Genomic DNA, 21,069 nt, shown 5'->3' on the forward strand with positions numbered 1-21,069 from the left:
CGACGAAGACGACGGTTACGGGCGTCGAGATGTTCCGCAAGCTGCTTGACCAGGGCGAGGCCGGCGACAATGTCGGCGCTCTGTTGCGCGGTGTCGACCGCACGGGTGTCGAGCGTGGCCAGGTTCTGGCGAAGCCGGGCTCGATCACGCCGCACAAGAAGTTCAAGGCCGAGGCTTATATCCTGACGAAGGAGGAGGGTGGCCGTCACACGCCGTTCTTCACCAACTATCGTCCGCAGTTCTATTTCCGCACGACGGATGTCACCGGTGTTGTGACGCTGCCGGAAGGTACGGAGATGGTCATGCCTGGCGACAATGTGACGGTCGATGTCGAACTGATCACGCCGATCGCGATGGAAGAGAAGCTGCGCTTCGCCATCCGTGAAGGCGGCCGTACCGTCGGCGCCGGCGTCGTCGCCAAAATCGTAGAGTAACGGAGGCAGTTGATAGGGGTGTAGCTCAGTTGGTAGAGCGGCGGTCTCCAAAACCGCAGGCCGGGGGTTCGAGACCCTCCGCCCCTGCCACCCTCTAAAGCAGAAGACAGATGGCCAAGACAAACCCGCTCGAATTCCTCCAGGAAGTCCGTCAGGAAGCCAAGAAGATCACTTGGCCGACCCGGAAGGAGACGATGATCACGACCATCATGGTCCTGATCATGGTGGCCCTGGCTTCCGTCTTTTTTCTGATCGTCGATGCCATCCTGAAATGGGGCGTCGAAAAAATGCTGTTCGGGATGTAAGGGCATGACGAAGCGCTGGTACATCGTTCACGCCTATTCGAACTTCGAGAAGAAGGTCGCCGATTCGATCAAGGAGCAGTCGGTGGCCAAGGGGCTCGGCGATTTGTTCGAGGCGGTGCTGGTGCCGACCGAGGAAGTGGTCGAGATCCGCCGCGGCCGCAAGTTCAAGAGCGAGCGCCGCTTCTTCCCGGGCTATGTGCTGGTGAAGATGGAGCTCACCGATCAGGCCTATCACCTGATCAAGAACACCCCGAAAGTGACGGGGTTCCTGGGATCGGACAACAAGCCGATCCCGATCACCGATGCGGAAGCCGCGCGCATCCTGAACCAGGTTCAGGAAGGCATCGAGCGGCCGAAGACATCGATCAGCTTCGAGGTCGGCGAGCAGGTTCGCGTCGCCGATGGCCCGTTCGCTTCCTTCAACGGTCTCGTCGAGGAAGTGGACGAACAACGGGAACGGCTCAAAGTGGCGGTTTCCATCTTCGGCCGGCCGACGCCGGTCGAGCTCGAATACGGACAGGTCGAGAAGATCCGTTGATCTGTGCACGAGCATAACGCGCCAAGACGCTCGGGTCTTGGCGATAACGTTATGCTCCACTTAGAAGACGATCACGTTCATGACTTTTGACGTAGTCAAAAGTCATCGTGATCTTCCGGTGGGAGGCCTCAACAGCCGGACCACTAACCTCAACTGCCGTCCTCGGACGGCGAGGGAAAGCAAATGGCTAAGAAAGTAGTCGGCTACGTAAAACTGCAAGTGCCGGCGGGACAGGCCAATCCGTCTCCGCCGATCGGTCCCGCGCTCGGTCAGCGCGGCCTCAACATCATGGAATTCTGCAAGGCCTTCAACGCGGCCTCGCAGGGCATGGAGCCGGGCTCGCCGGTGCCGGTGATCATCACCGCGTATCAGGACAAGTCCTTCACCTTCGAGATGAAGGCGCCGCCGGCGTCCTACTTCCTCAAGAAGGCGGCGAAGATCAATGCGGGCTCGAAGGAGCCGGGCAAGGGTGCGCCGGCCGGCCGGGTCACCATGGCCCAGTGCCGCGAGATCGCCGAGAAGAAGATCAAGGGCATGAATGCGCGCGACATCGATGCCGCGGCGCGTGAGATTGCCGGTTCCGCCCGCTCGATGGGCCTCGAAGTGGTGGGGGATTGATATGGCCACGATTGCCAAGCGTATTAAGAAGAACGCCGACGGCCTCAACCGCGAGAAGTTCTACGGCCTCGGCGAGGCGGTGAAGCTGGTCAAGGCGCGCGCCAATGCCAAGTTCGATGAGACGATCGAGGTCGCGATGAATCTCGGCGTCGATCCGCGCCATGCCGACCAGATGGTGCGCGGCGTGTGCAACCTGCCGAACGGATCGGGCCGCAAGGTCCGTGTCGCCGTGTTCGCCAAGGGCGCCAAGGCCGAGGAAGCGAAGAAGGCGGGTGCCGATATCGTCGGCGCCGACGACCTCTTCGAGATCGTCAACAAGGGCACGATCGACTTCGACCGCTGCGTCGCGACGCCCGACATGATGGGCCTCGTCGGCCGTCTGGGCAAGGTGCTGGGTCCGCGCGGCATGATGCCGAACCCCAAGGTCGGCACCGTCACCATGGATGTGACGGCGGCGGTCAAGGCGGCCAAGGGTGGTGCTGTCGAGTTCCGCGTCGAGAAGGCCGGCATCGTCCAGGCCGGCGTCGGCAAGGCGAGCTTCTCGGAAGAGCAGATCGCCGGCAACGTCAAGGCCTTCATCGATGCCGTGCTCAAGTCGAAGCCGCAGGGCGCGAAAGGGACTTTCGTCAAGAAAGTGTCCATTTCTTCGACTATGGGCCCCGGCCTGAAGCTCGATATTGCGAGTCTGACGGCTACGGCCTGACAAAGTTTCCGGCTGGAAAGCGCAAGCTTTTCAGCCGGTTAGTCGGAAATCTTCGGATTTCCGGCGAACCTGTCCGAGATTGCTGGCGTGGGAGAAGTCCCGCTTAAACGTGAAAGCCCGCATGAGATGGGTCAAAGAGATCGAGGTTCCCGCATACGGGAATCATGATCGGTTTGAACCTTATTACCTCCGCCGCCCCGCTCAGGGGCCAGGAGGGGACAGGCATATGAGCGCCGCTTGAGCCTCATCTGCCTCGCGCAGTCGGGTTTGGGCGGTTGGTCCACCGGCGCCGTCATTTTCGGATGCGGCGCCAACTTAGGAGAGAGCAAGTGGAAAGAGCTGAAAAGAAAGAGCTCGTCACAGCGCTCAACAAGGTGTTCCAAACCACCGGTGTTGTCGTTGTGGCCCACAATAAGGGCCTCACTGTCAATCAGGTCAACGACCTGCGCGGCAAGATGGCCCAGGCGGGCGCCACCGTTAAGGTGGCGAAGAACCGTCTCGCAAAGCTTGCTCTGGATGGCACTCCCGCAGCCGGAATCAAGGACCTGTTCACAGGTCCGACCATGGTGGCTTACGCCGCCGATCCGGTTTCGGCGCCCAAGGTCGCTGCCGATTTCGCCAAAGGGAATGAGAAATTCGTCATTCTCGGCGGTGCGCTCGGTCCGACCGTCATGGACGCCGCTGCGGTCAAGGCTCTCGCGGAACTGCCCTCGCTCGACCAGCTCAGGGCAAAGCTCATCGGCATGATCCAGACGCCAGCCACCCGCATCGCGGCCGTGGTCCAAGCGCCTGCCGGTCAGCTGGCGCGGGTGCTGAACGCCTATGCCACCAAAGACAAGGCTGCCTGACGGGCTCGCCTCGGAATACCTGGTTCAAACTGATTGAAAGTGAGAAATTGAAATGGCTGATCTATCGAAAATCGTTGACGATCTGTCGAGCCTGACGGTCCTCGAGGCCGCCGAGCTGTCGAAGCTTCTGGAAGAGAAGTGGGGCGTTTCCGCCGCCGCTCCGGTGGCCGTTGCCGCCGCCGGTGGTGGCGCTGCCGCCGCTCCGGTCGAAGAGAAGACCGAGTTCACGGTCGTTCTCGCCAAGGCCGGCGAGAAGAAGATCGAAGTCATCAAGGAAGTCCGTGCGATCACGGGCCTTGGCCTCAAGGAAGCCAAGGACCTGGTCGAGGGCGCGCCCAAGCCGGTCAAGGAAGGCGTGAACAAGAAGGACGCCGAAGAGATGAAGAAGAAGCTCGAAGCCGTGGGGGCTTCCGTCGAGCTCAAGTAATGACTATATCACGGGGTCCGGTGATGCGGACCCCGTGATCCAAAACTGGTTTGTGCAACAGCTTTCTTGAAACCCTCGGAAAAGGGTTTGAAGTAAGCTGTTGAATTGGCTTGTAAAAGCTCTACTTACGAAGGAAGAAACATGGCTGAAGCGCAGACTGTCGCAAGTCGCAAAAGGGTTCGTAAGTTTTTCGGCAAGATCGCAGAAGTCGCGGAAATGCCGAATCTCATCGAAGTTCAGAAAGAATCCTATGATCAGTTCCTGCAGGTGAAGGAGCCTGCCGGCGGGCGGGCCAGTGAGGGCCTGCAGGCCGTTTTCAAGTCGGTTTTCCCGATCAGCGACTTCACCGGTCAGGCCATGCTGGAATTCGTCCGCTACGAATTCGAACCGCCGAAATATGACGTGGATGAGTGCCAGCAGCGCGGCATGACCTATGCGGCACCGCTCAAGGTGACGCTGCGTCTGATCGTGTTCGAAGTCGACCAGGACACCGGCGCCAAGTCGGTCAAGGACATCAAGGAGCAGGACGTCTATATGGGCGACATGCCCTTCATGACGTCGAACGGCACCTTCGTAGTCAACGGCACCGAGCGCGTGATCGTCTCACAGATGCACCGCTCGCCCGGCGTCTTCTTCGACCACGACAAGGGCAAGACCCATTCCTCGGGCAAGCTGCTCTTCGCGGCGCGCATCATTCCCTATCGCGGCTCCTGGCTCGATTTCGAGTTCGACGCCAAGGACATCATCCATGTGCGCATCGACCGGCGCCGCAAGCTGCCGATCACGACGCTGCTTTACGCGCTCGGCTTCAACAGCGAGCAGATCCTCGACTATTTCTACAAGTCCGTTCCCTATACGCAGACCCAGGAAGGCTGGCGCACGCCGTTCGATCCGGAGCGCTATCGCGGCCAGAAGCCGTCGGTCGACCTGATCGACGCGAAGACCAAGCAGGTGGTCGTCGAGGCCGGCAAGAAGATCACGCCGCGTCTCGCCCGCAAGATCGCCGAGGACGGCGTCAAGGAACTGCTGGTGCGCGACGAGGACCTCTATGGTCATTATCTGTCGGGCGAGCTGGTCGATGAGAGCACGGGTGAGATCTTCGCCGAGGCGGGCGATGAGATCACCGAGAAGCTGCTGAAAGGCCTGACCGAGGCGGGCTACTCCAAGCTCGATATCCTCGACATCGACCACATCAATACCGGCGCCTATATCCGCAACACGCTGAAGGCCGACAAGGTTGAGAGCTATGAGCAGGCGCTCATCGAGATCTACCGCGTCATGCGTCCCGGCGAGCCGCCGACGCGCGAGACGGCGGAAGCGTTGTTCAACGGCCTGTTCTTCGATGCCGAGCGCTATGATCTTTCGGCCGTCGGCCGGGTGAAGATGAATATGCGCCTCGAGCTCGACGCCGCCGACACGGTGCGCGTGCTGCGCCGCGACGACATCCTCGCGGTCATCAAGACGCTGCATGAGCTGCGCGACGGCAAGGGCGAGGTCGACGACATCGACCATCTCGGCAACCGCCGGGTGCGCTCGGTCGGCGAGCTCATGGAGAACCAGTATCGCCTCGGTCTCGTTCGCATGGAGCGCGCGATCAAGGAGCGCATGTCGTCGGTCGATATCGACACCGTCATGCCGCATGACCTGATCAACGCGAAGCCGGCGGCGTCCGCGGTGCGCGAGTTCTTCGGCTCCTCGCAGCTGTCGCAGTTCATGGACCAGACCAATCCGTTGTCCGAAATCACCCACAAGCGCCGCCTGTCGGCGCTGGGCCCTGGCGGTCTGACGCGCGAGCGCGCCGGCTTCGAGGTGCGCGACGTGCACCCGACGCATTACGGCCGCATCTGCCCGATCGAAACGCCGGAAGGGCCGAATATCGGCCTCATCAACTCGCTCGCCACCTATGCGCGGGTCAACAAATACGGCTTCATCGAGACGCCCTACCGCAAGGTGACGGGCGGCAAGGTGACGGACGAGGTGATCTATCTGTCGGCCATCGAGGAGGGCAAGCACCACATCGCCCAGGCCAACGTGCCGCTCACCAAGGAAGGCAAGTTCGAGGAAGAGCTCATCGTCGCGCGCAATCACGGCGACGTGCTCATCGTGCCGCGCGAGAAGGTCGACTTCGTCGACGTGTCGCCGAAGCAGCTCGTCTCGGTCGCCGCCGCCCTCATTCCGTTCCTCGAGAATGACGACGCCAACCGCGCGCTCATGGGCTCGAACATGCAGCGCCAGGCGGTGCCCCTGGTTCGCACCAATGCGCCGCTCGTCGGCACCGGCATGGAAGCCGTCGTGGCGCGCGATTCGGGTGCCGCCATCACGGCGCGCCGCACCGGCGTGGTCGACCAGGTCGATGCCAAGCGCATCGTCATCCGCGCCACGGAAGAGACCGATCCGACCAAGTCGGGCGTCGACATCTATACGCTGGCGAAGTTCCAGCGCTCGAACCAGAACACCTGCATCAACCAGCGTCCGCTGGTGCGCGTGGGTGACCAGGTGAAGGCCGGCGACATCGTCGCCGACGGTCCTTCGACCGATCTCGGCGATCTGGCCCTCGGCCAGAACGTGCTGGTCGCGTTCATGCCGTGGAACGGCTACAACTTCGAGGACTCGATCCTGCTCTCCGAGCGCATCGTGAAGGACGACGTGTTCACCTCCATCCACATCGAGGAATTCGACGTGATGGCGCGCGACACCAAGCTCGGCCCCGAAGAGATCACCCGCGACATCCCGAATGTAGGCGAGGAAGCGCTGAAGAATCTCGACGAAGCCGGCATCGTCTATATTGGTGCCGAGGTGAAGCCGGGCGACATCCTGGTCGGCAAGATCACGCCGAAGGGCGAGAGCCCGATGACGCCGGAAGAGAAGCTGCTGCGCGCCATCTTCGGCGAAAAGGCGTCGGACGTGCGCGACACCTCGCTCAAGCTGCCGCCGGGCGTTTCCGGCACGGTCGTCGAGGTGCGCGTGTTCAACCGCCACGGCGTCGACAAGGACGAGCGCGCGCTCGCCATCGAGCGCGAGGAGATCGAGCGTCTCGCCAAGGACCGCGACGACGAGCTCGCGATCCTCGACCGCAACTCCTATGGCCGCGTGCACGACTTCCTGGTCAACAAGCCGGCTTCGGGCGGGCCCAAGGGCCACAAGCTCGAAGGCAAGATCACGCCGAAGAACCTGGAGGACATTCCGCGTTCGCAATGGTGGAACATCGCACTCTCCAACGAGAAGGCGATCGCCGAGCTCGAAGCGATGAAGCAGCAATACGAAGAGTCGAAGAAGCGCCTGGAAAACCGCTTCCTCGACAAGGTCGAGAAGCTGCAGCGCGGCGACGAGCTGCCGCCGGGCGTCATGAAGATGGTCAAGGTCTTCGTCGCGGTTAAGCGCAAGATCCAGCCGGGCGACAAGATGGCCGGCCGGCACGGCAACAAGGGTGTGGTGTCCAAGATCGTTCCGATCGAGGACATGCCGTTCCTCGAGGACGGCACGCATGTCGATATCGTGCTCAATCCGCTCGGCGTGCCGAGCCGCATGAATGTCGGGCAGATCCTCGAGACGCATCTGGGCTGGGCCTGCGCCGGCCTCGGCAAGCAGGTCGGCCGCATGCTGGAAGCCTATCGCGAGGACGGCAAGACCAGGCCGGTGCGCGAGCAGCTCAACCACATCTACGGCAAGAACGAGGAGATCGACGCGCTTGACGACAATCAGGTGGTCGAGCTCGCCGGCAACCTGACCAAGGGCGTTCCCATCGCCACCCCGGTGTTCGATGGCGCGCGCGAGGAAGACATCGCTTATCTGCTGAAGGAAGCGGGTCTGTCCACCTCCGGACAGGTCCGGCTGTTCGACGGCCGTACCGGCGAGGCCTTCGATCGCCAGGTGACGGTGGGCTATATCTACATGCTCAAGCTGCATCACCTCGTCGACGACAAGATCCACGCCCGCTCGATCGGTCCCTACAGCCTCGTCACCCAGCAGCCGCTGGGCGGCAAGGCGCAGTTCGGCGGTCAGCGCTTCGGCGAAATGGAAGTGTGGGCGCTCGAGGCCTATGGCGCTGCCTATACCTTGCAGGAAATGCTCACCGTCAAGTCGGACGACGTGGCGGGCCGCACCAAGGTCTATGAAGCGATCGTGCGCGGCGATGACGCGTTCGAAGCCGGCATCCCCGAGAGCTTCAACGTGCTGGTCAAGGAAATGCGTTCGCTCAGCCTCAATGTGGAGCTGCAGAACTCGCAGCAGCAATCGTAATCAAAGGGCAGGGCGGCACTGCCGCCCTGTCGGACTATCGTTTCGTCGCGTTCAGACATTCACCCTCGGCGGGGAGGCAAGCCCGCATAAAGGAGAACAGTGTCCATGAACCAAGAGGTCATGAACATCTTCAACCCGGCTTCACCGCCGCAGACTTTCGATCAGATCCGCATCTCGATCGCTTCGCCGGAAAAGATCCTCTCGTGGTCTTTCGGCGAGATCAAGAAGCCGGAGACCATCAATTACCGCACCTTCAAGCCGGAGCGGGACGGGCTGTTCTGCGCCCGCATCTTCGGTCCGATCAAGGACTATGAGTGCTTGTGCGGCAAGTACAAGCGGATGAAGTACAAGGGCATCATCTGCGAAAAGTGCGGCGTCGAAGTCACGCTGTCGAAGGTCCGGCGCGAGCGCATGGGCCATATCGAGCTCGCCGCACCCGTCGCCCATATCTGGTTCCTGAAGTCGCTGCCGTCGCGCATCGGCCTGCTGCTCGACATGATGCTGAAAGACATCGAGCGGGTGCTCTATTTCGAGCAGTATATCGTGCTCGAGCCGGGCCTCACCCCGCTCAAGCCCTACAGCCTCCTGACCGAGAGCGAGTATCTCAAGGCGCAGGAAGACTATGGCGAGGATTCGTTCACCGCCGGCATCGGCGCCGAAGCGGTGCGCGAGATGCTGATGGCGATCAATCTCGAGAAGCTGCGCGACGAGCTGCGCGAGGAGCTCAAGACCGCGACCGGCGACCTCAAGCCGAAGAAGCTGGCCAAGCGCCTCAAGATCGTCGAGTCCTTCATCGAATCCGGCAACCGTCCGGAATGGATGATCCTGACCGTCGTGCCGGTGATCCCCCCCGAGCTGCGTCCGCTCGTCCCGCTCGATGGCGGCCGCTTCGCGACGTCGGATCTCAACGACCTCTATCGCCGCGTCATCAACCGCAACAACCGTCTCAAGCGGCTTATCGAGCTTCGGGCGCCCGACATCATCGTGCGCAACGAGAAGCGCATGCTGCAGGAAGCGGTCGATGCCCTGTTCGACAATGGCCGGCGCGGGCGCGTCATCACCGGCGCCAACAAGCGCCCGTTGAAGTCTCTCGCCGACATGCTGAAGGGCAAGCAGGGCCGGTTCCGCCAGAACCTGCTCGGCAAGCGCGTCGACTATTCGGGCCGCTCGGTCATCGTGGTCGGCCCCGAGCTCAAGCTGCATCAGTGCGGCCTGCCGAAGAAGATGGCGCTCGAGCTGTTCAAGCCGTTCATCTATTCGCGCCTCGACGCCAAGGGCCTGTCGGCCACCGTCAAGCAGGCGAAGAAGCTGGTCGAGAAGGAAAAGCCGGAAGTCTGGGATATCCTCGATGAGGTCATCCGCGAGCATCCGGTGCTGCTCAACCGCGCGCCGACGCTCCACCGCCTCGGCATCCAGGCCTTCGAGCCGGTGCTGATCGAGGGCAAGGCGATCCAGCTGCACCCGCTCGTCTGCGCCGCCTTCAATGCCGACTTCGATGGCGACCAGATGGCCGTGCACGTGCCGCTGTCGCTTGAAGCCCAGCTCGAAGCGCGCGTCCTCATGATGTCGACCAACAACATCCTGCATCCGGCCAATGGTCAGCCGATCATCGTGCCGTCGCAGGACATCGTTCTCGGTCTCTACTATCTGTCGCTGATGCGCCAGAACGAGCCGGGCGAAGGCAAGGCCTTCGGTTCGATGGCGGAGCTCGACCATGCGCTGGCGCAGGGTGTGATCACGCTGCACACCAAGATCAAGGGCCGCGTCAAGGAAATGAACGCCGAGGGCGTGGTCAAGACGCGCATCGTCGAGACGACGCCGGGCCGCATGAAGATCGGCGAGCTCCTGCCGCACAACAAAGGCGTGAGCTTCGACCTGTGCAACCGGCTGATGACCAAGCGCGACATCTCGCGCATGATCGACGCCGTCTATCGCCACTGCGGTCAGAAAGAGACGGTCATCTTCTGCGACCGCGTCATGGGCCTCGGGTTCTTCAACGCCTACAAGGCCGGCATTTCCTTCGGCAAGGACGACATGGTCATCCCGGGCACGAAGGAGAAGTTCGTCAACGAGACGCGCGAGCTCGCGACCGAGTACGAGCAGCAGTATATCGACGGCCTCATCACCCAGGGTGAGAAGTACAACAAGGTCGTCGATGCCTGGGCGAAGTGCACCGATCGCGTCGCCGACGAGATGATGAAGCAGATCTCCTCGGTCCAGGTCGACAAGGAGTCGGGCCGCGAGAAGCCGATCAACTCGATCTACATGATGAGCCATTCGGGTGCGCGCGGTTCGCCGGCGCAGATGAAGCAGCTCGCCGGCATGCGCGGCCTCATGGCCAAGCCGTCGGGCGAGATCATCGAGACGCCGATCATCTCGAACTTCAAGGAAGGCCTCACCGTTCTCGAATACTTCAATTCGACGCACGGCGCCCGCAAGGGCCTGGCCGACACGGCGCTCAAGACGGCTAACTCAGGCTACCTGACCCGCCGCCTCGTCGACGTGGCACAGGACTGCATCATCACGACGGAAGATTGCGGCACCAAGTCCGCCATCACCGCGCGTCCGATCATCGATGCGGGCGAGGTCATCGCCTCGCTCGGCCTGCGTATCCTCGGCCGCACCGCGGCGGACGATATCAAGGATCCGGCGTCGGGCGATGTCATCGTTCCGGCCGGCAGCGAGATCATGGAATCGCATGTCGAGGTGATCGAGAAGGCGGGCATCCAGGAGGCGCGCATCCGTTCGGTGCTGACCTGCGAGACCAAGTTCGGCGTCTGCGGCAAGTGCTATGGGCGCGATCTCGCCCGCGGCACGCCCGTCAATATGGGCGAAGCGGTCGGCGTCATCGCGGCGCAGTCGATCGGCGAGCCGGGCACCCAGCTCACCATGCGCACCTTCCATATCGGCGGCACGGCGCAGGTGCTCGATCAGTCCTTCGTCGAATCGAACCACGAGGGCAAGATCAGGTTCCGCAACAAGAACGTGGTCCGCGACTCCAACGGCAAGCTCATCGTCATGGGCCGCAACGTCGCCATCGTCGTCGAGGACGGCAAGGGCAACGAACGCGCCGTCCACAAGGTGACCTACGGCACGCGGCTGTTCGTCGATGAAGGCGACCAGGTCAAGCGCGGCACCAAGCTCGCCGAGTGGGACCCCTATACGCGTCCGATCATGACCGAGGCCGACGGCACGGTCGAGTTCGAGGACGTGGTCGAGGGTGTTTCGGTGAACGAAATCGCCGACGAAGCGACCGGCATCACCAACCGCGTGATCATCGACTGGCGCAGCAACCAGCGGGGTTCCTCGCTCAAGCCCGCCATCGTGATCAAGGATGCGGACGGCAAGGTGCAGAAGCTCGCCCGCGGCGGCGAAGCGCGCTATCTGCTCTCGGTCGACGCCATTCTGTCGGTCGATCCGGGCGCCAAGATGAAGGCCGGCGACGTGCTGGCGCGCATCCCGCTCGAAAGCGCCAAGACGCGCGACATCACCGGCGGTCTGCCGCGTGTTGCCGAGCTGTTCGAGGCGCGCAAGCCCAAGGACCATGCGATCATCGCCGAGATCTCGGGCCGCGTCGAATTCGGACGCGACTACAAGAACAAGCGGCGGATCCGCATCGTTCCGCAGGACGATTCGATCGAGCCGGTGGAGTACCTGATCCCCAAGGGCAAGCACCTGCCCGTGCAGGAAGGCGACTTCATCGAGAAGGGCGAATACATCCTCGACGGCAATCCGGCGCCGCATGACATCCTGGCGATCAAGGGCGTGGAGGAGCTCGCCTCCTATCTCGTCAACGAAATCCAGGAAGTCTACCGGCTGCAGGGCGTGAGCATCAACGACAAGCACATCGAGGTGATCGTCCGCCAGATGCTGCAGAAGGTCGAGATCACCAATACCGGTGAATCGACCCTGCTGCCCGGCGAGCAGCTCGACCAGGTCGAGCTCGACGACATCAACGACAAGCTGATCGCGGAAGGGCGCAAGCCCGCCTCCGGCGTCCCGGTGCTGCTCGGCATCACCAAGGCGTCGCTGCAGACGCGCTCCTTCATCTCCGCGGCCTCGTTCCAGGAGACGACGCGCGTGCTCACCGAAGCCTCGGTGGTCGGCAAGATCGATACGCTCGAAGGCCTCAAGGAGAACGTCATCGTCGGCCGTCTCATCCCGGCCGGCACCGGCGGCATGCTCTCGCGCTTCAAGCAGGTCGCCGACCGGCGCGACACGCTCATCCTGGAAGAGCAGGCGAAGGGCAATGAGGTTCTGCCCGCGGCCGAGTAAGCTTCGGCAAGTCCAAAAATAAAAAACCCGGTGGATCGCTCCGCCGGGTTTTTCATTGGTCGGTGTTGCATTGATCAGGCTGTCGCCTTGCGATGCGCTTCAGCCAGCTCGGCCATGCTCTTGAAGTGGAAATCCACTTTCGGCCGGTTCTCGGGGATTATGGTGGCGCCGCCGCCCGATTGACCGAAACGCCGGTCGATCCAGGCGCGGGCTAGCCCTGCGCGCTCGGCCGGCACATGGTCATGATGCAGACTCTGGGCGGTGTGGAGAATCTGCGGCTTGCCGATGCCGAGATCGGTGTCCAGATGCTCGACCAGATGAGCGAAGTTGCGGGCATCGGGCTTGTAGGCGCCGACGTCCTCGGCGGTATAGACGGCGTCGAAAGTCACGCCGAGCTTCTTGTTGCTGGTGGCGAAGCTGGCGCGGTCCACATTCGAAAGGATCACGAGCTTGTAGTGGCGCTTGAGATAGGCGAGCGCCTCGGCCGAGTCCGGAAACGCCGGCCAGTCCGGAATCGAAGCACCGAAACGGTCATGGATGTCGGTGTGGCAGCGCACATCCCAGGATCTGGCGAGGCGCGCATGGACGACGGCGAGCAGGGTGGAGTAGCGCAGCGACGGGGTCTCGCGTTCCTGCTCGGTCTCGAAGCGGGCAAAGAGGTTGAGGGCCTCTTCGCGGCTGAGCTTCAGCTGGCCGGCGCTCAGCAGCGGCTGCAGCGCATTCCATATGCCGGTCTCCCAGTCGATAAGCGTGCCGTAGCAATCGAATGTCAACGCCTTGAAGTCGGTGAGTTTCATCGCACAATCCTCCTGATGCCGAGGGTCTAGCGGACTTCCATCGTCCTGTGATGAGCCAAAGCTCCGATGGGCTTGGCCAAAGCTGCGATTGTCAGTTCGGCCTGTTCCGCCCTGCGGCGCGGAATTCGGTGGGCGTGGCGCCGAAGCGCTTTTTGAACAGGCGGTTGAAGGACGAGACGTTCTGATAGCCGAGGCTGTAGGCGATTTCCGAAACAGGCTCGCTCGTGGTGGTGAGCCGGTCGACGGCGCGGTCGAGGAGCTTGCGCAGGTGGAACTGCTTCGGCGACTGGCCGGTCGTCGCCCGGAAGAGGGCGTGGAACTGGCTCTGGCCAAGACCGGCCTGGCGCGCCATGCCCGCCACCGCGGGCGTCTCGCGGCCACCCGCCAGGATATGCGCGGCCGTGAGGACCCGCTGTTCGGCCGGGCGCTGCGACAGTGCTGTGCTGCCAGGTCTCACGAGCTGAAGCCCGGTCAGCGCCAGGCGCGCAGCATCGGGCGCGCGTCCTGAATCGGCCTCGACTTCGGCGCCGAGCAGGGAGAACAGCCGCCACAGAAAGGGATCGACGCGGGTGACGATCGGGATCTCCTGGCGAAGTATGTCGGGGCGCAGGTCATCGGAAAGCGCGCTCGTCTCAACATCGAGCACCATCAGGCTGCAATCCATGCTCGGCTCGAAATCATGCTCGCAGCGCTCAGGGACGATGGCCACGCAATGGCTGGCCACGGTGCCGCAGCGGCCTTCCATGGCAAGCCGCATCGATCCCTGCATGGGAAACAGGATCTGGCTGTAGTCATGGGAGTGCCGATCGCCACCGCGATAGCGTCGGATTTCTAGCTGCATCGACATGGACGTCTCGCCTCTGTTTGAGCGGCCTTATAGCGCAGGCGGGTCAGTTCTGCCAAAGGGCGAAAATACCCTGTGCGGCCGTCAGGATCGCGAGCCCCGCGAGCAGCACCAGCACCAGCTTGCGGAAAACCAGCGGATCGGCGCGCCTGAAGCTCTTCGATCCGATCCATATGCCGAGAACGAGGGCGGGCAGGAACAGCAGCGCCAGATAGAGGCTGTTCCGGGTGATGAGTTCCTCGCGGCTGAGGAAGGCGAGCCCGATCAGGTCGGTCAGCATGAAATAAGCGATGAGCGAGGCGCGCCCGGCCACATTGCCGGCGGGCGAGGCGAAATAGAACAGGATGACCGGCGGACCGCCAATGCCGAAGGCGCCGTTGAAGAGGCCGGAAGCCGCGCCGACGGTGCCCGAGGCCGCGGTCCCCGGCATGGTCTTGAGGGCGAAGCCCCTCCACAGCAGCCAGGTCGCCGTGAGCACGAAGACAGCAAGCGCGATCTGCATCGGCGGAACCGGCACATTGGCGAGCAGCCATACGCCGAGCGGCGTGCCGATGGCGCAGCCGATGATCAACGGCGCCAGCGAGCGCCAGTGTATGTCGCGCCATATTCCAGGGAGCATGTGAATGCTGGCGGCGATCTCGAGCATGAAGATCGAGGGGATGAAGGTCGACGGCGCCATCAGCAGCGAGAGCGATGTGATGACCAGCAGCGAGAAGCCGAAGCCCGAATAGCCGCGCACAATGGCGGCCAGGAACACGAAGAGCGATCCGAGCCCCAGGGTAACGAGCGACACGGCTCAGTCGCCTTTTCGCTCAGTATCCCGCAAGTGAGCGGTCGAGCGCGTCCTCGACCAGGGCGACGTCTTCCATCTTGATGCACATGGGCGGCACCATCCTGAGGATATTGCGGTTGGCCCCCGATTTGCTCACCACGATGCCGTTCGCGCGGGTCTTTTCGAAGATCTCCGCCGTTTCCTTCGTCGCCGGCGTCTTGCTCTTGCGGTCGGTGACCAGCTCCACCGCCAGCATAAGCCCGTGAGCGCGCACCTCGCCGATGATCTCATATTTCTGATGCAGGCGGTCGAGCACCTCCTTCAAGGCCGCGCCCACCGCGCGCGCGTTCTGCTGAAGCTTCTCATCGTCGATCACCTTGAGGACGGCGCGCCCGGCGGCGCAGGCCATCGGGCTTGCGCCATAGGTGTTGAAGAAGAATTTCTTGGCGAGCGCATCGGCGACGTCGCGGCGGGCCACCACGGCGCCCAGGGGAAAGCCGTTGCCGATACCCTTGGCCATGACGACCACTTCGGGCAGCACGCCGTGATGCTCGAAGCCCCAGAAATTGTCGCCGGTGCGGCCGAAGCCCGATTGCACCTCATCGACGATGAGGATGCCGCCGGCATCGCGCACCTTCCGGGTCGCGGCTTTCAGATATCCTCGCGGCAGTTCGATGATGCCGCCATAGCCCTGGATGGGCTCGACGATGAGGCCGGCGAGGCGGCCCGGCGTGGCAAATTGGATGGTGCGGTCGATCTCGGCGAGATAGGCCTCCGTGTCGTCGCCGAAGATGCCGCGATAGGGGTCGGGATTGGCGATGTGGTGAATGCCGCCGAGGAGGGGGATATTATGGCGGAAGCCCGAGATACCGGTGAGCGACTGGGCCCCGATCGTCGCCCCATGATAGGCGTTGCGCAGCGCCAGCATGTCGATATTGCCGGTGAAGCTCTGGGCCATGATGAGGGCGAGGTCGACCGCCTCGGTACCGCTGTTGGTGAAATGGACGACCCAGTCCTGGCCCTTCGGCATGCGCGCCGCGAGCTCCTCGGCGAAATGGGCCGGAACCGGATGGTAGAACATCGTGGTGCAGTGCTGGAGTTCGCGGATCTGGGCCTCGACCGCCTGGGTTACCGCGGGATGGGCATGGCCGACCGAAATGCAGACATTCATGCCGAGGAGGTCGAGATATTTCCGGTCCTGCTCGTCCCACAGATACTGGCGCTCGCCGCGCTTGAAGATCAGGGGCGTCTTATAGGGCACGAAGGCGCGCTGCGAAGCGGCATAATATGTGTCGCGCCGCGCGATGATGCCATCGGTCGACCAGTCGGTTTCGAGCTTCGCCATGGGAGCGCCTCCTGCGGGCGCGTGATCAGGAAAAGTGGACGCCGGTTTTCCGTCCGATCACGCGCCAACTTAAAGATTCCGATCACGTTCATCACTTCAGGCCGAACCGGCCTGAAGTGATCGTGATCAAGGGTCAGTCTTCCAGATTTGAGGCGCGATTCTAGAACCAGTTCAGAAAGAGAATCGGGGCCATAAGGCCCCGAAGTCTGTCACCATAGGTTTCGCTAGGTAAGAGATTGTGTCAATTCGCCATCGCGGCGACGGAAGCGCGTTCGGCCGAGGCGGTGCGCTCGGCTGCGGCGGCGCGCTCGGGCTCAATGAGGCCGATGAGGGCCCCCGCCGAATCGCTGACAACCGCCAGCTTGCCGACGCCCGGGATATGGGCTGACGGGCGGATGACCTCGCCGCCCTCGCGGACGGTATCCTGCTCGGCCCTTTCCATGTCGGAAACCGTCAGATAGGTCATCCAGTGCGAGGGAATGTCCGAATAATCGGGAGAAGTAAGCTCGAAAATGCCGCCCACCGGCTTGTTGTCCTTGCGGGCGATCCAGTAGCTGCCGCCGTCCGGAAGCGTGGTCGAGTCGAATTTCCACCCAAGGGTGCGGCCATAGAAGGCCAGGGCAATTTCAGGTTCCCATGTATTGAGTTCGTGCCACCATGTGGACTGGGCCAGCATCGATTTTCTCCCTCTCGAAGGTCTGGTTTCGCCGTCCTGGGAGGGGATCATGGTGACCGTCCGGGGCAAGGATATGGCGCGATTGCGGCAATTTGGGCCGCGACAGAAATAGCGTAATTTTCTTGCTTTCAGGGGTTGACGGGGTGGGGGTGTGCCAGTATGTTCCGCGCGTTTTCAGGCGGCAGGCAGTAGGTGCTTCGCGCTCCTAAACGCTGGCCGGAAAACACACTTTGAACATTCAAGGTCAAGACCACAAGGCCCTGCCGGTCGTGGTCCTCTGGTTTTGAGGCGCTGTGCACCTTCATGAGCCGGGTGCGCCAGTGCTTTTTGGTCATGTGCGATGGGAACATCGTTCGGGCTCAGAACAGTTTTGCGAAGGTAGAGACAAGGCCCGATGCCGACGATCAACCAGCTCATCCGCAAGCCGCGCTCCGCGCCGACATTCCGGAGCAAGGTGCCAGCGATGCAGGCATGCCCGCAGAAGCGCGGCGTCTGCACGCGCGTCTACACGACCACGCCGAAGAAGCCGAACTCGGCTCTGCGCAAGGTGGCGCGTGTCCGCCTCACCAATGGCTTCGAGGTCACGAGCTACATTCCCGGTGAAGGCCACAATCTGCAAGAGCACTCGGTGGTCATGATTCGCGGCGGCCGCGTGAAGGACCTGCCGGGCGTTCGCTATCACATCATTCGCGGCGTGCTCGATACCCAAGGTGTCGTGAAGCGCCGTCAACGCCGTTCGAAATACGGCGCCAAGCGTCCTAAGTAAGGGGAGATCCAGAACATGTCGCGCCGTCACCGCGCTGATAAGAGAGAGATCAACCCGGATCCGAAATTCGGCGATCTCATCGTTTCCAAGTTCATGAACAACCTGATGTATGAGGGCAAGAAGTCGGTCGCCGAGTCGATCGTCTATGGCGCCTTCGACAGGATCCAGGGAAAGACCAAGCAGGACCCGCTCGGCGTATTCCACCAGGCGCTCGACAATGTGAGCCCGGCCATCGAAGTGCGTTCGCGTCGCGTCGGCGGCGCCACCTATCAGGTGCCGGTCGAAGTGCGCATCGAGCGCCGCCAGGCCCTCGCCATCCGCTGGATCATCACCGCCGCGCGCGGCCGCAACGAGAACACCATGATCGACCGCCTGTCGGGCGAGCTCATGGATGCCGCCAACAACCGCGGCACCGCGGTCAAGAAGCGCGAAGACACACACCGCATGGCTGAAGCGAACCGCGCCTTTTCGCACTATCGCTGGTAGCCCCGAGGAACAGAGATCATGCCCCGCACGCACGCCATCGAAGACTATCGCAATTTCGGCATCATGGCCCACATCGATGCCGGAAAGACGACGACGTCCGAGCGTATCCTTTACTACTCCGGCAAGAGCCACAAGATCGGCGAAGTCCATGACGGCGCCGCCACTATGGACTTCATGGAGCAGGAGCAGGAGCGCGGCATCACCATCACGTCGGCCGCCACCACCACGTACTGGAACGGCAAGCGCCTCAACATCATCGACACCCCCGGCCATGTCGACTTCACCATCGAGGTCGAGCGTTCGCTGCGCGTCCTCGACGGCGCGGTATGCGTGCTCGATTCGAACCAGGGTGTGGAGCCGCAGACCGAAACGGTGTGGCGCCAGGGCGACAAGTACAACGTGCCGCGCATCGTGTTCTGCAACAAGATGGACAAGACCGGAGCGTCCTTCGAGCAGTGCATCAAGGACATCAAGGAACGTCTCGGCGCCAAGCCGGTTCCGATCCAGCTGCCGATCGGCGCCGAAGCCGATTTCAAGGGTATCATCGACCTCGTCCGCATGAAAGCGGTCATCTGGGAAGAAGAGTCCCTTGGCGCCAAGTATAATGACGCCGAAATCCCCGCGGATCTCAAGGACGCGGCCGAAACGGCGCGTGCCGAGATGATCGAAGCCTGCGCCGAGCTCGACGAGCAGGCGACCGAGGACTTTCTCAACGGCAAAGAGATCTCCAACGAGACGATCAAGAAGCTGCTGCGCAAGGCCGTCGTCACCGGCGCTTTCTTCCCGGTGCTGTGCGGCTCGGCCTTCAAGAACAAGGGCGTGCAGCCGCTGCTCGACGCCGTCGTCGACTATCTGCCGTCGCCGCTCGATCGTCCCTCGATCAAGGGCATCGACGTCAAGACCGGCGAAGAGACGGTCCGCAAGGCTTCCGATTCGGAGCCGCTGTCGCTCCTGGCCTTCAAGCTCATGGACGACCAGTATGGCGTGCTCACCTTCTGCCGGCTCTATTCGGGCTCGCTGACCAAGGGCACCTCGCTGCTCAATTCGACTCGCGAGAAGAACGAGCGCGTCGGCCGCATGGTCCTCATGCATGCCAATACGCGCGAGGAAATCTCGGAAGCCTATGCCGGCGACATCGTCGCCCTGGTTGGCCTCAAGGATACCCGCACCGGCGATACGCTGTGCGACCCGGCGAAGCCCGTCATCCTCGAGAAGATGGATTTCCCGGATCCCGTCATCGATATGTCGATCGAGCCCAAGACCAAGGGCGATCAGGAAAAGATGGCGATCGCGCTGCACAAGCTCGCGGCCGAGGATCCCTCTTTCCGCGTGTCGACCGACAGCGAGTCGGGCCAGACCATCATCAAGGGCATGGGCGAGCTCCATCTCGACATCAAGGTCGACATCCTGAAGCGCACCCACAAGGTCGAAGTCACGGTCGGCGCGCCGCAGGTCGCCTATCGCGAAACGATCACGCGTGCGGCGGAAGTCGACTACACCCACAAGAAGCAGACCGGCGGTACCGGCCAGTTCGCGCGCGTCATCCTCGAGATCGAGCCGAACGAGAAGGGTGCCGGTTACGAGTTCGAATCCAAGATCGTCGGCGGCACGGTGCCGAAGGAATTCATCCCGGGCGTCGAAAAGGGCCTCAACTCGGTCATGTCGTCGGGCGTGGTCGCGGGCTTCCCGGTCCTCGACGTCAAGGTCGCCCTCACCGACGGTGCCTATCACGAAGTCGACTCGTCCGCGATCGCCTTCGAGATCGCGGCGCGTGCGGCTCTGCGCGAAGGCCTGCAGAAGGCGGGCTCGGTGCTGCTCGAGCCCGTCATGAAGGTCGAAGTCACCACCCCTGAGGAATATCTCGGCGGCGTGATCGGCGACCTCAATTCGCGGCGTGGCCAGATCATCGGCACCGGTAATCGCGGCAATGCGCAGATCGTCAATGCGATGGTCCCGCTCGCCAACATGTTCGGCTACGTCAACAACCTGCGCTCGATGAGCCAGGGACGTGCCAGCTACACGATGCAGTTCGATCACTATGAGCAGGTGCCGCAGGCAGTTGCTCAGGAAGTCCAGAAGAAATTCGCTTAATCAAGTTAAGACCAAAGACGGAGTAGTCCGATGGCCAAAGAGAAGTTCAACCGAGACAAGCCGCATTGCAATATTGGGACGATTGGTCATGTTGATCATGGCAAGACGTCGTTGACGGCTGCGATCACCAAGGTTTTGGCTGAGACGGGTGGTGCGACCTATACGGCCTATGACCAGATCGACAAGGCGCCGGAAGAGAAAGCGCGTGGCATTACGATTTCGACGGCGCATGTCGAGTACCAGACGCAGAACCGGCATTATGCGCATGTCGACTGCCCTGGCCATGCCGACTATGTGAAGAACATGATCACTGGTGCTGCCCAGATGGACGGCGCCATCCTGGTGGTTTCGGCTGCCGACGGCCCGATGCCGCAGACGCGCGAGCACATCCTGCTTGCCCGCCAGGTCGGCGTTCCGGCGCTGGTTGTGTTCATGAACAAGGTGGACATGGTCGACGATCCGGAGCTTCTGGAACTGGTCGAGATGGAAGTTCGCGATCTTCTGAAGTCGTACCAGTTCCCGGGCGACGAGATCCCGATCGTGAAGGGCTCGGCGCTGATGGCGCTCGAGGGCAAGAACCCCGAGCTTGGTCATGATGCGATCCTGAAGCTGATGCAGGCGGTTGACAGCTATATCCCGCAGCCTGAGCGTCCGAAGGACCAGCCGTTCCTGATGCCGATCGAGGACGTGTTCTCGATTTCGGGCCGCGGCACGGTGGTTACGGGGCGCATCGAGCGCGGCATCGTGAAGGTCGGCGAGGAAGTGGAGATCATCGGCATCCGTCCGACGACGAAGACGACGGTTACGGGCGTCGAGATGTTCCGCAAGCTGCTTGACCAGGGCGAGGCCGGCGACAATGTCGGCGCTCTGTTGCGCGGTGTCGACCGCACGGGTGTCGAGCGTGG

Annotated in this window: 18 protein-coding genes and 1 tRNA gene; 14 read left to right on the forward strand and 5 right to left on the reverse strand. The window is 62.4% G+C overall.

Translation table 11 applies throughout. The features are described 5' to 3' along the window. From DT068_RS27690 to rpoC, 10 genes are all read left to right on the forward strand, one after another. Positions 1 to 434 (forward strand): EF-Tu C-terminal domain-related protein (locus DT068_RS27690; RefSeq protein WP_368905328.1); only part of this gene is annotated, 434 nt, incomplete at its 5' end. A gap of 14 nt (positions 435 to 448) precedes the next feature. Next, positions 449 to 524: transfer RNA gene (locus tag DT068_RS27695), tRNA-Trp, on the forward strand. Between the two features lie 20 nt (positions 525 to 544). Further along, positions 545 to 739 carry a preprotein translocase subunit SecE gene (secE, locus tag DT068_RS27700; RefSeq protein ID WP_119393152.1) on the forward strand — a complete coding sequence of 65 codons (195 nt, stop codon included), beginning with the start codon at positions 545 to 547 and terminating at the stop codon, positions 737 to 739. 4 nt (positions 740 to 743) lie between these two features. Then, entirely contained in the window at positions 744 to 1,277 is a 534-nt protein-coding gene (gene nusG / locus DT068_RS27705) for a transcription termination/antitermination protein NusG (protein WP_119393153.1), read from the forward strand. Positions 1,278 to 1,460: 183 nt separating this feature from the next. Continuing rightward, positions 1,461 to 1,895 (forward strand): 50S ribosomal protein L11, encoded by a 435-nt coding sequence (rplK, locus tag DT068_RS27710; RefSeq protein ID WP_119393154.1) that lies wholly within the window; start codon positions 1,461 to 1,463, stop codon positions 1,893 to 1,895. Between the two features lies 1 nt (position 1,896). Then, the gene (rplA, locus tag DT068_RS27715; protein ID WP_119393155.1) at positions 1,897 to 2,598 is read left to right on the forward strand and encodes a 50S ribosomal protein L1; all 702 of its coding nucleotides are present in this window, start codon (positions 1,897 to 1,899) and stop codon (positions 2,596 to 2,598) included. A gap of 329 nt (positions 2,599 to 2,927) precedes the next feature. Continuing rightward, positions 2,928 to 3,446: a 50S ribosomal protein L10 gene (gene rplJ, locus DT068_RS27720; RefSeq protein ID WP_119393156.1), complete on the forward strand. Its 519-nt coding sequence runs from the start codon at positions 2,928 to 2,930 to the stop codon at positions 3,444 to 3,446. Positions 3,447 to 3,498: 52 nt separating this feature from the next. Continuing rightward, complete coding sequence (rplL, locus tag DT068_RS27725) at positions 3,499 to 3,873, forward strand: 50S ribosomal protein L7/L12 (protein ID WP_119393157.1); 375 nt, start codon at positions 3,499 to 3,501, stop codon at positions 3,871 to 3,873. Between the two features lie 141 nt (positions 3,874 to 4,014). Continuing rightward, on the forward strand, positions 4,015 to 8,112 hold the full coding sequence (gene rpoB / locus DT068_RS27730; protein WP_119393158.1) for a DNA-directed RNA polymerase subunit beta: 4,098 nt from the start codon (positions 4,015 to 4,017) through the stop codon (positions 8,110 to 8,112). 105 nt (positions 8,113 to 8,217) lie between these two features. Then, entirely contained in the window at positions 8,218 to 12,387 is a 4,170-nt protein-coding gene (rpoC, locus tag DT068_RS27735) for a DNA-directed RNA polymerase subunit beta' (protein ID WP_119393159.1), read from the forward strand. Between the two features lie 74 nt (positions 12,388 to 12,461). On the opposite strand, the gene DT068_RS27740 is transcribed toward rpoC, so the two are convergent. The 5 genes from DT068_RS27740 to DT068_RS27760 all read right to left on the reverse strand — a co-directional run bounded on the left by DT068_RS27740 (position 12,462) and on the right by DT068_RS27760 (position 16,821). Next, the gene (locus DT068_RS27740; RefSeq protein WP_119393160.1) at positions 12,462 to 13,184 is read right to left on the reverse strand and encodes a haloacid dehalogenase type II; all 723 of its coding nucleotides are present in this window, start codon (positions 13,182 to 13,184) and stop codon (positions 12,462 to 12,464) included. A gap of 91 nt (positions 13,185 to 13,275) precedes the next feature. Continuing rightward, positions 13,276 to 14,031: a helix-turn-helix domain-containing protein gene (locus DT068_RS27745; protein WP_119393161.1), complete on the reverse strand. Its 756-nt coding sequence runs from the start codon at positions 14,029 to 14,031 to the stop codon at positions 13,276 to 13,278. Between the two features lie 43 nt (positions 14,032 to 14,074). Further along, positions 14,075 to 14,821, reverse strand: a complete 747-nt coding sequence (locus tag DT068_RS27750) for a sulfite exporter TauE/SafE family protein (RefSeq protein WP_119393162.1) — start codon at positions 14,819 to 14,821, stop codon at positions 14,075 to 14,077. Between the two features lie 19 nt (positions 14,822 to 14,840). Next, positions 14,841 to 16,145 (reverse strand): aspartate aminotransferase family protein, encoded by a 1,305-nt coding sequence (locus tag DT068_RS27755; protein WP_119393163.1) that lies wholly within the window; start codon positions 16,143 to 16,145, stop codon positions 14,841 to 14,843. A gap of 241 nt (positions 16,146 to 16,386) precedes the next feature. After that, complete coding sequence (locus DT068_RS27760; protein WP_119393164.1) at positions 16,387 to 16,821, reverse strand: VOC family protein; 435 nt, start codon at positions 16,819 to 16,821, stop codon at positions 16,387 to 16,389. A 394-nt stretch (positions 16,822 to 17,215) separates the two neighbouring features. Here DT068_RS27760 and rpsL point away from each other — a divergent pair, with 394 nt between their 5' ends. From rpsL to tuf, 4 genes are all read left to right on the forward strand, one after another. Then, positions 17,216 to 17,587 carry a 30S ribosomal protein S12 gene (gene rpsL / locus DT068_RS27765; RefSeq protein ID WP_119393165.1) on the forward strand — a complete coding sequence of 124 codons (372 nt, stop codon included), beginning with the start codon at positions 17,216 to 17,218 and terminating at the stop codon, positions 17,585 to 17,587. Positions 17,588 to 17,602: 15 nt separating this feature from the next. Next, positions 17,603 to 18,073: a 30S ribosomal protein S7 gene (gene rpsG, locus DT068_RS27770; protein ID WP_119393166.1), complete on the forward strand. Its 471-nt coding sequence runs from the start codon at positions 17,603 to 17,605 to the stop codon at positions 18,071 to 18,073. A gap of 18 nt (positions 18,074 to 18,091) precedes the next feature. Next, positions 18,092 to 20,164 carry an elongation factor G gene (gene fusA, locus DT068_RS27775; protein ID WP_119393167.1) on the forward strand — a complete coding sequence of 691 codons (2,073 nt, stop codon included), beginning with the start codon at positions 18,092 to 18,094 and terminating at the stop codon, positions 20,162 to 20,164. A 30-nt stretch (positions 20,165 to 20,194) separates the two neighbouring features. Further along, the coding region (gene tuf / locus DT068_RS27780; RefSeq protein ID WP_119390988.1) for an elongation factor Tu at positions 20,195 to 21,069 on the forward strand (875 nt) is incomplete at its 3' end.

Source organism: Taklimakanibacter lacteus (genome assembly GCA_003576695.1).
Classification (GTDB): Bacteria; Pseudomonadota; Alphaproteobacteria; order Rhizobiales; family Aestuariivirgaceae; genus Taklimakanibacter; species Taklimakanibacter lacteus.

Coding starts and splice junctions, on each gene's coding strand:
- rplK (WP_119393154.1), top strand. CDS start 1,461: ATGGCTAAGAAAGTAGTCGGCTACGTAAAACTGCAAGTGCCGGCGGGA.
- nusG (WP_119393153.1), top strand. CDS start 744: ATGACGAAGCGCTGGTACATCGTTCACGCCTATTCGAACTTCGAGAAG.
- DT068_RS27740 (WP_119393160.1), bottom strand. CDS start 13,184: ATGAAACTCACCGACTTCAAGGCGTTGACATTCGATTGCTACGGCACG.
- secE (WP_119393152.1), top strand. CDS start 545: ATGGCCAAGACAAACCCGCTCGAATTCCTCCAGGAAGTCCGTCAGGAA.
- rplL (WP_119393157.1), top strand. CDS start 3,499: ATGGCTGATCTATCGAAAATCGTTGACGATCTGTCGAGCCTGACGGTC.
- rpoB (WP_119393158.1), top strand. CDS start 4,015: ATGGCTGAAGCGCAGACTGTCGCAAGTCGCAAAAGGGTTCGTAAGTTT.
- DT068_RS27760 (WP_119393164.1), bottom strand. CDS start 16,821: ATGCTGGCCCAGTCCACATGGTGGCACGAACTCAATACATGGGAACCT.
- rpsL (WP_119393165.1), top strand. CDS start 17,216: ATGCCGACGATCAACCAGCTCATCCGCAAGCCGCGCTCCGCGCCGACA.
- rplA (WP_119393155.1), top strand. CDS start 1,897: ATGGCCACGATTGCCAAGCGTATTAAGAAGAACGCCGACGGCCTCAAC.
- rpsG (WP_119393166.1), top strand. CDS start 17,603: ATGTCGCGCCGTCACCGCGCTGATAAGAGAGAGATCAACCCGGATCCG.
- DT068_RS27755 (WP_119393163.1), bottom strand. CDS start 16,145: ATGGCGAAGCTCGAAACCGACTGGTCGACCGATGGCATCATCGCGCGG.
- fusA (WP_119393167.1), top strand. CDS start 18,092: ATGCCCCGCACGCACGCCATCGAAGACTATCGCAATTTCGGCATCATG.
- rpoC (WP_119393159.1), top strand. CDS start 8,218: ATGAACCAAGAGGTCATGAACATCTTCAACCCGGCTTCACCGCCGCAG.
- DT068_RS27745 (WP_119393161.1), bottom strand. CDS start 14,031: ATGTCGATGCAGCTAGAAATCCGACGCTATCGCGGTGGCGATCGGCAC.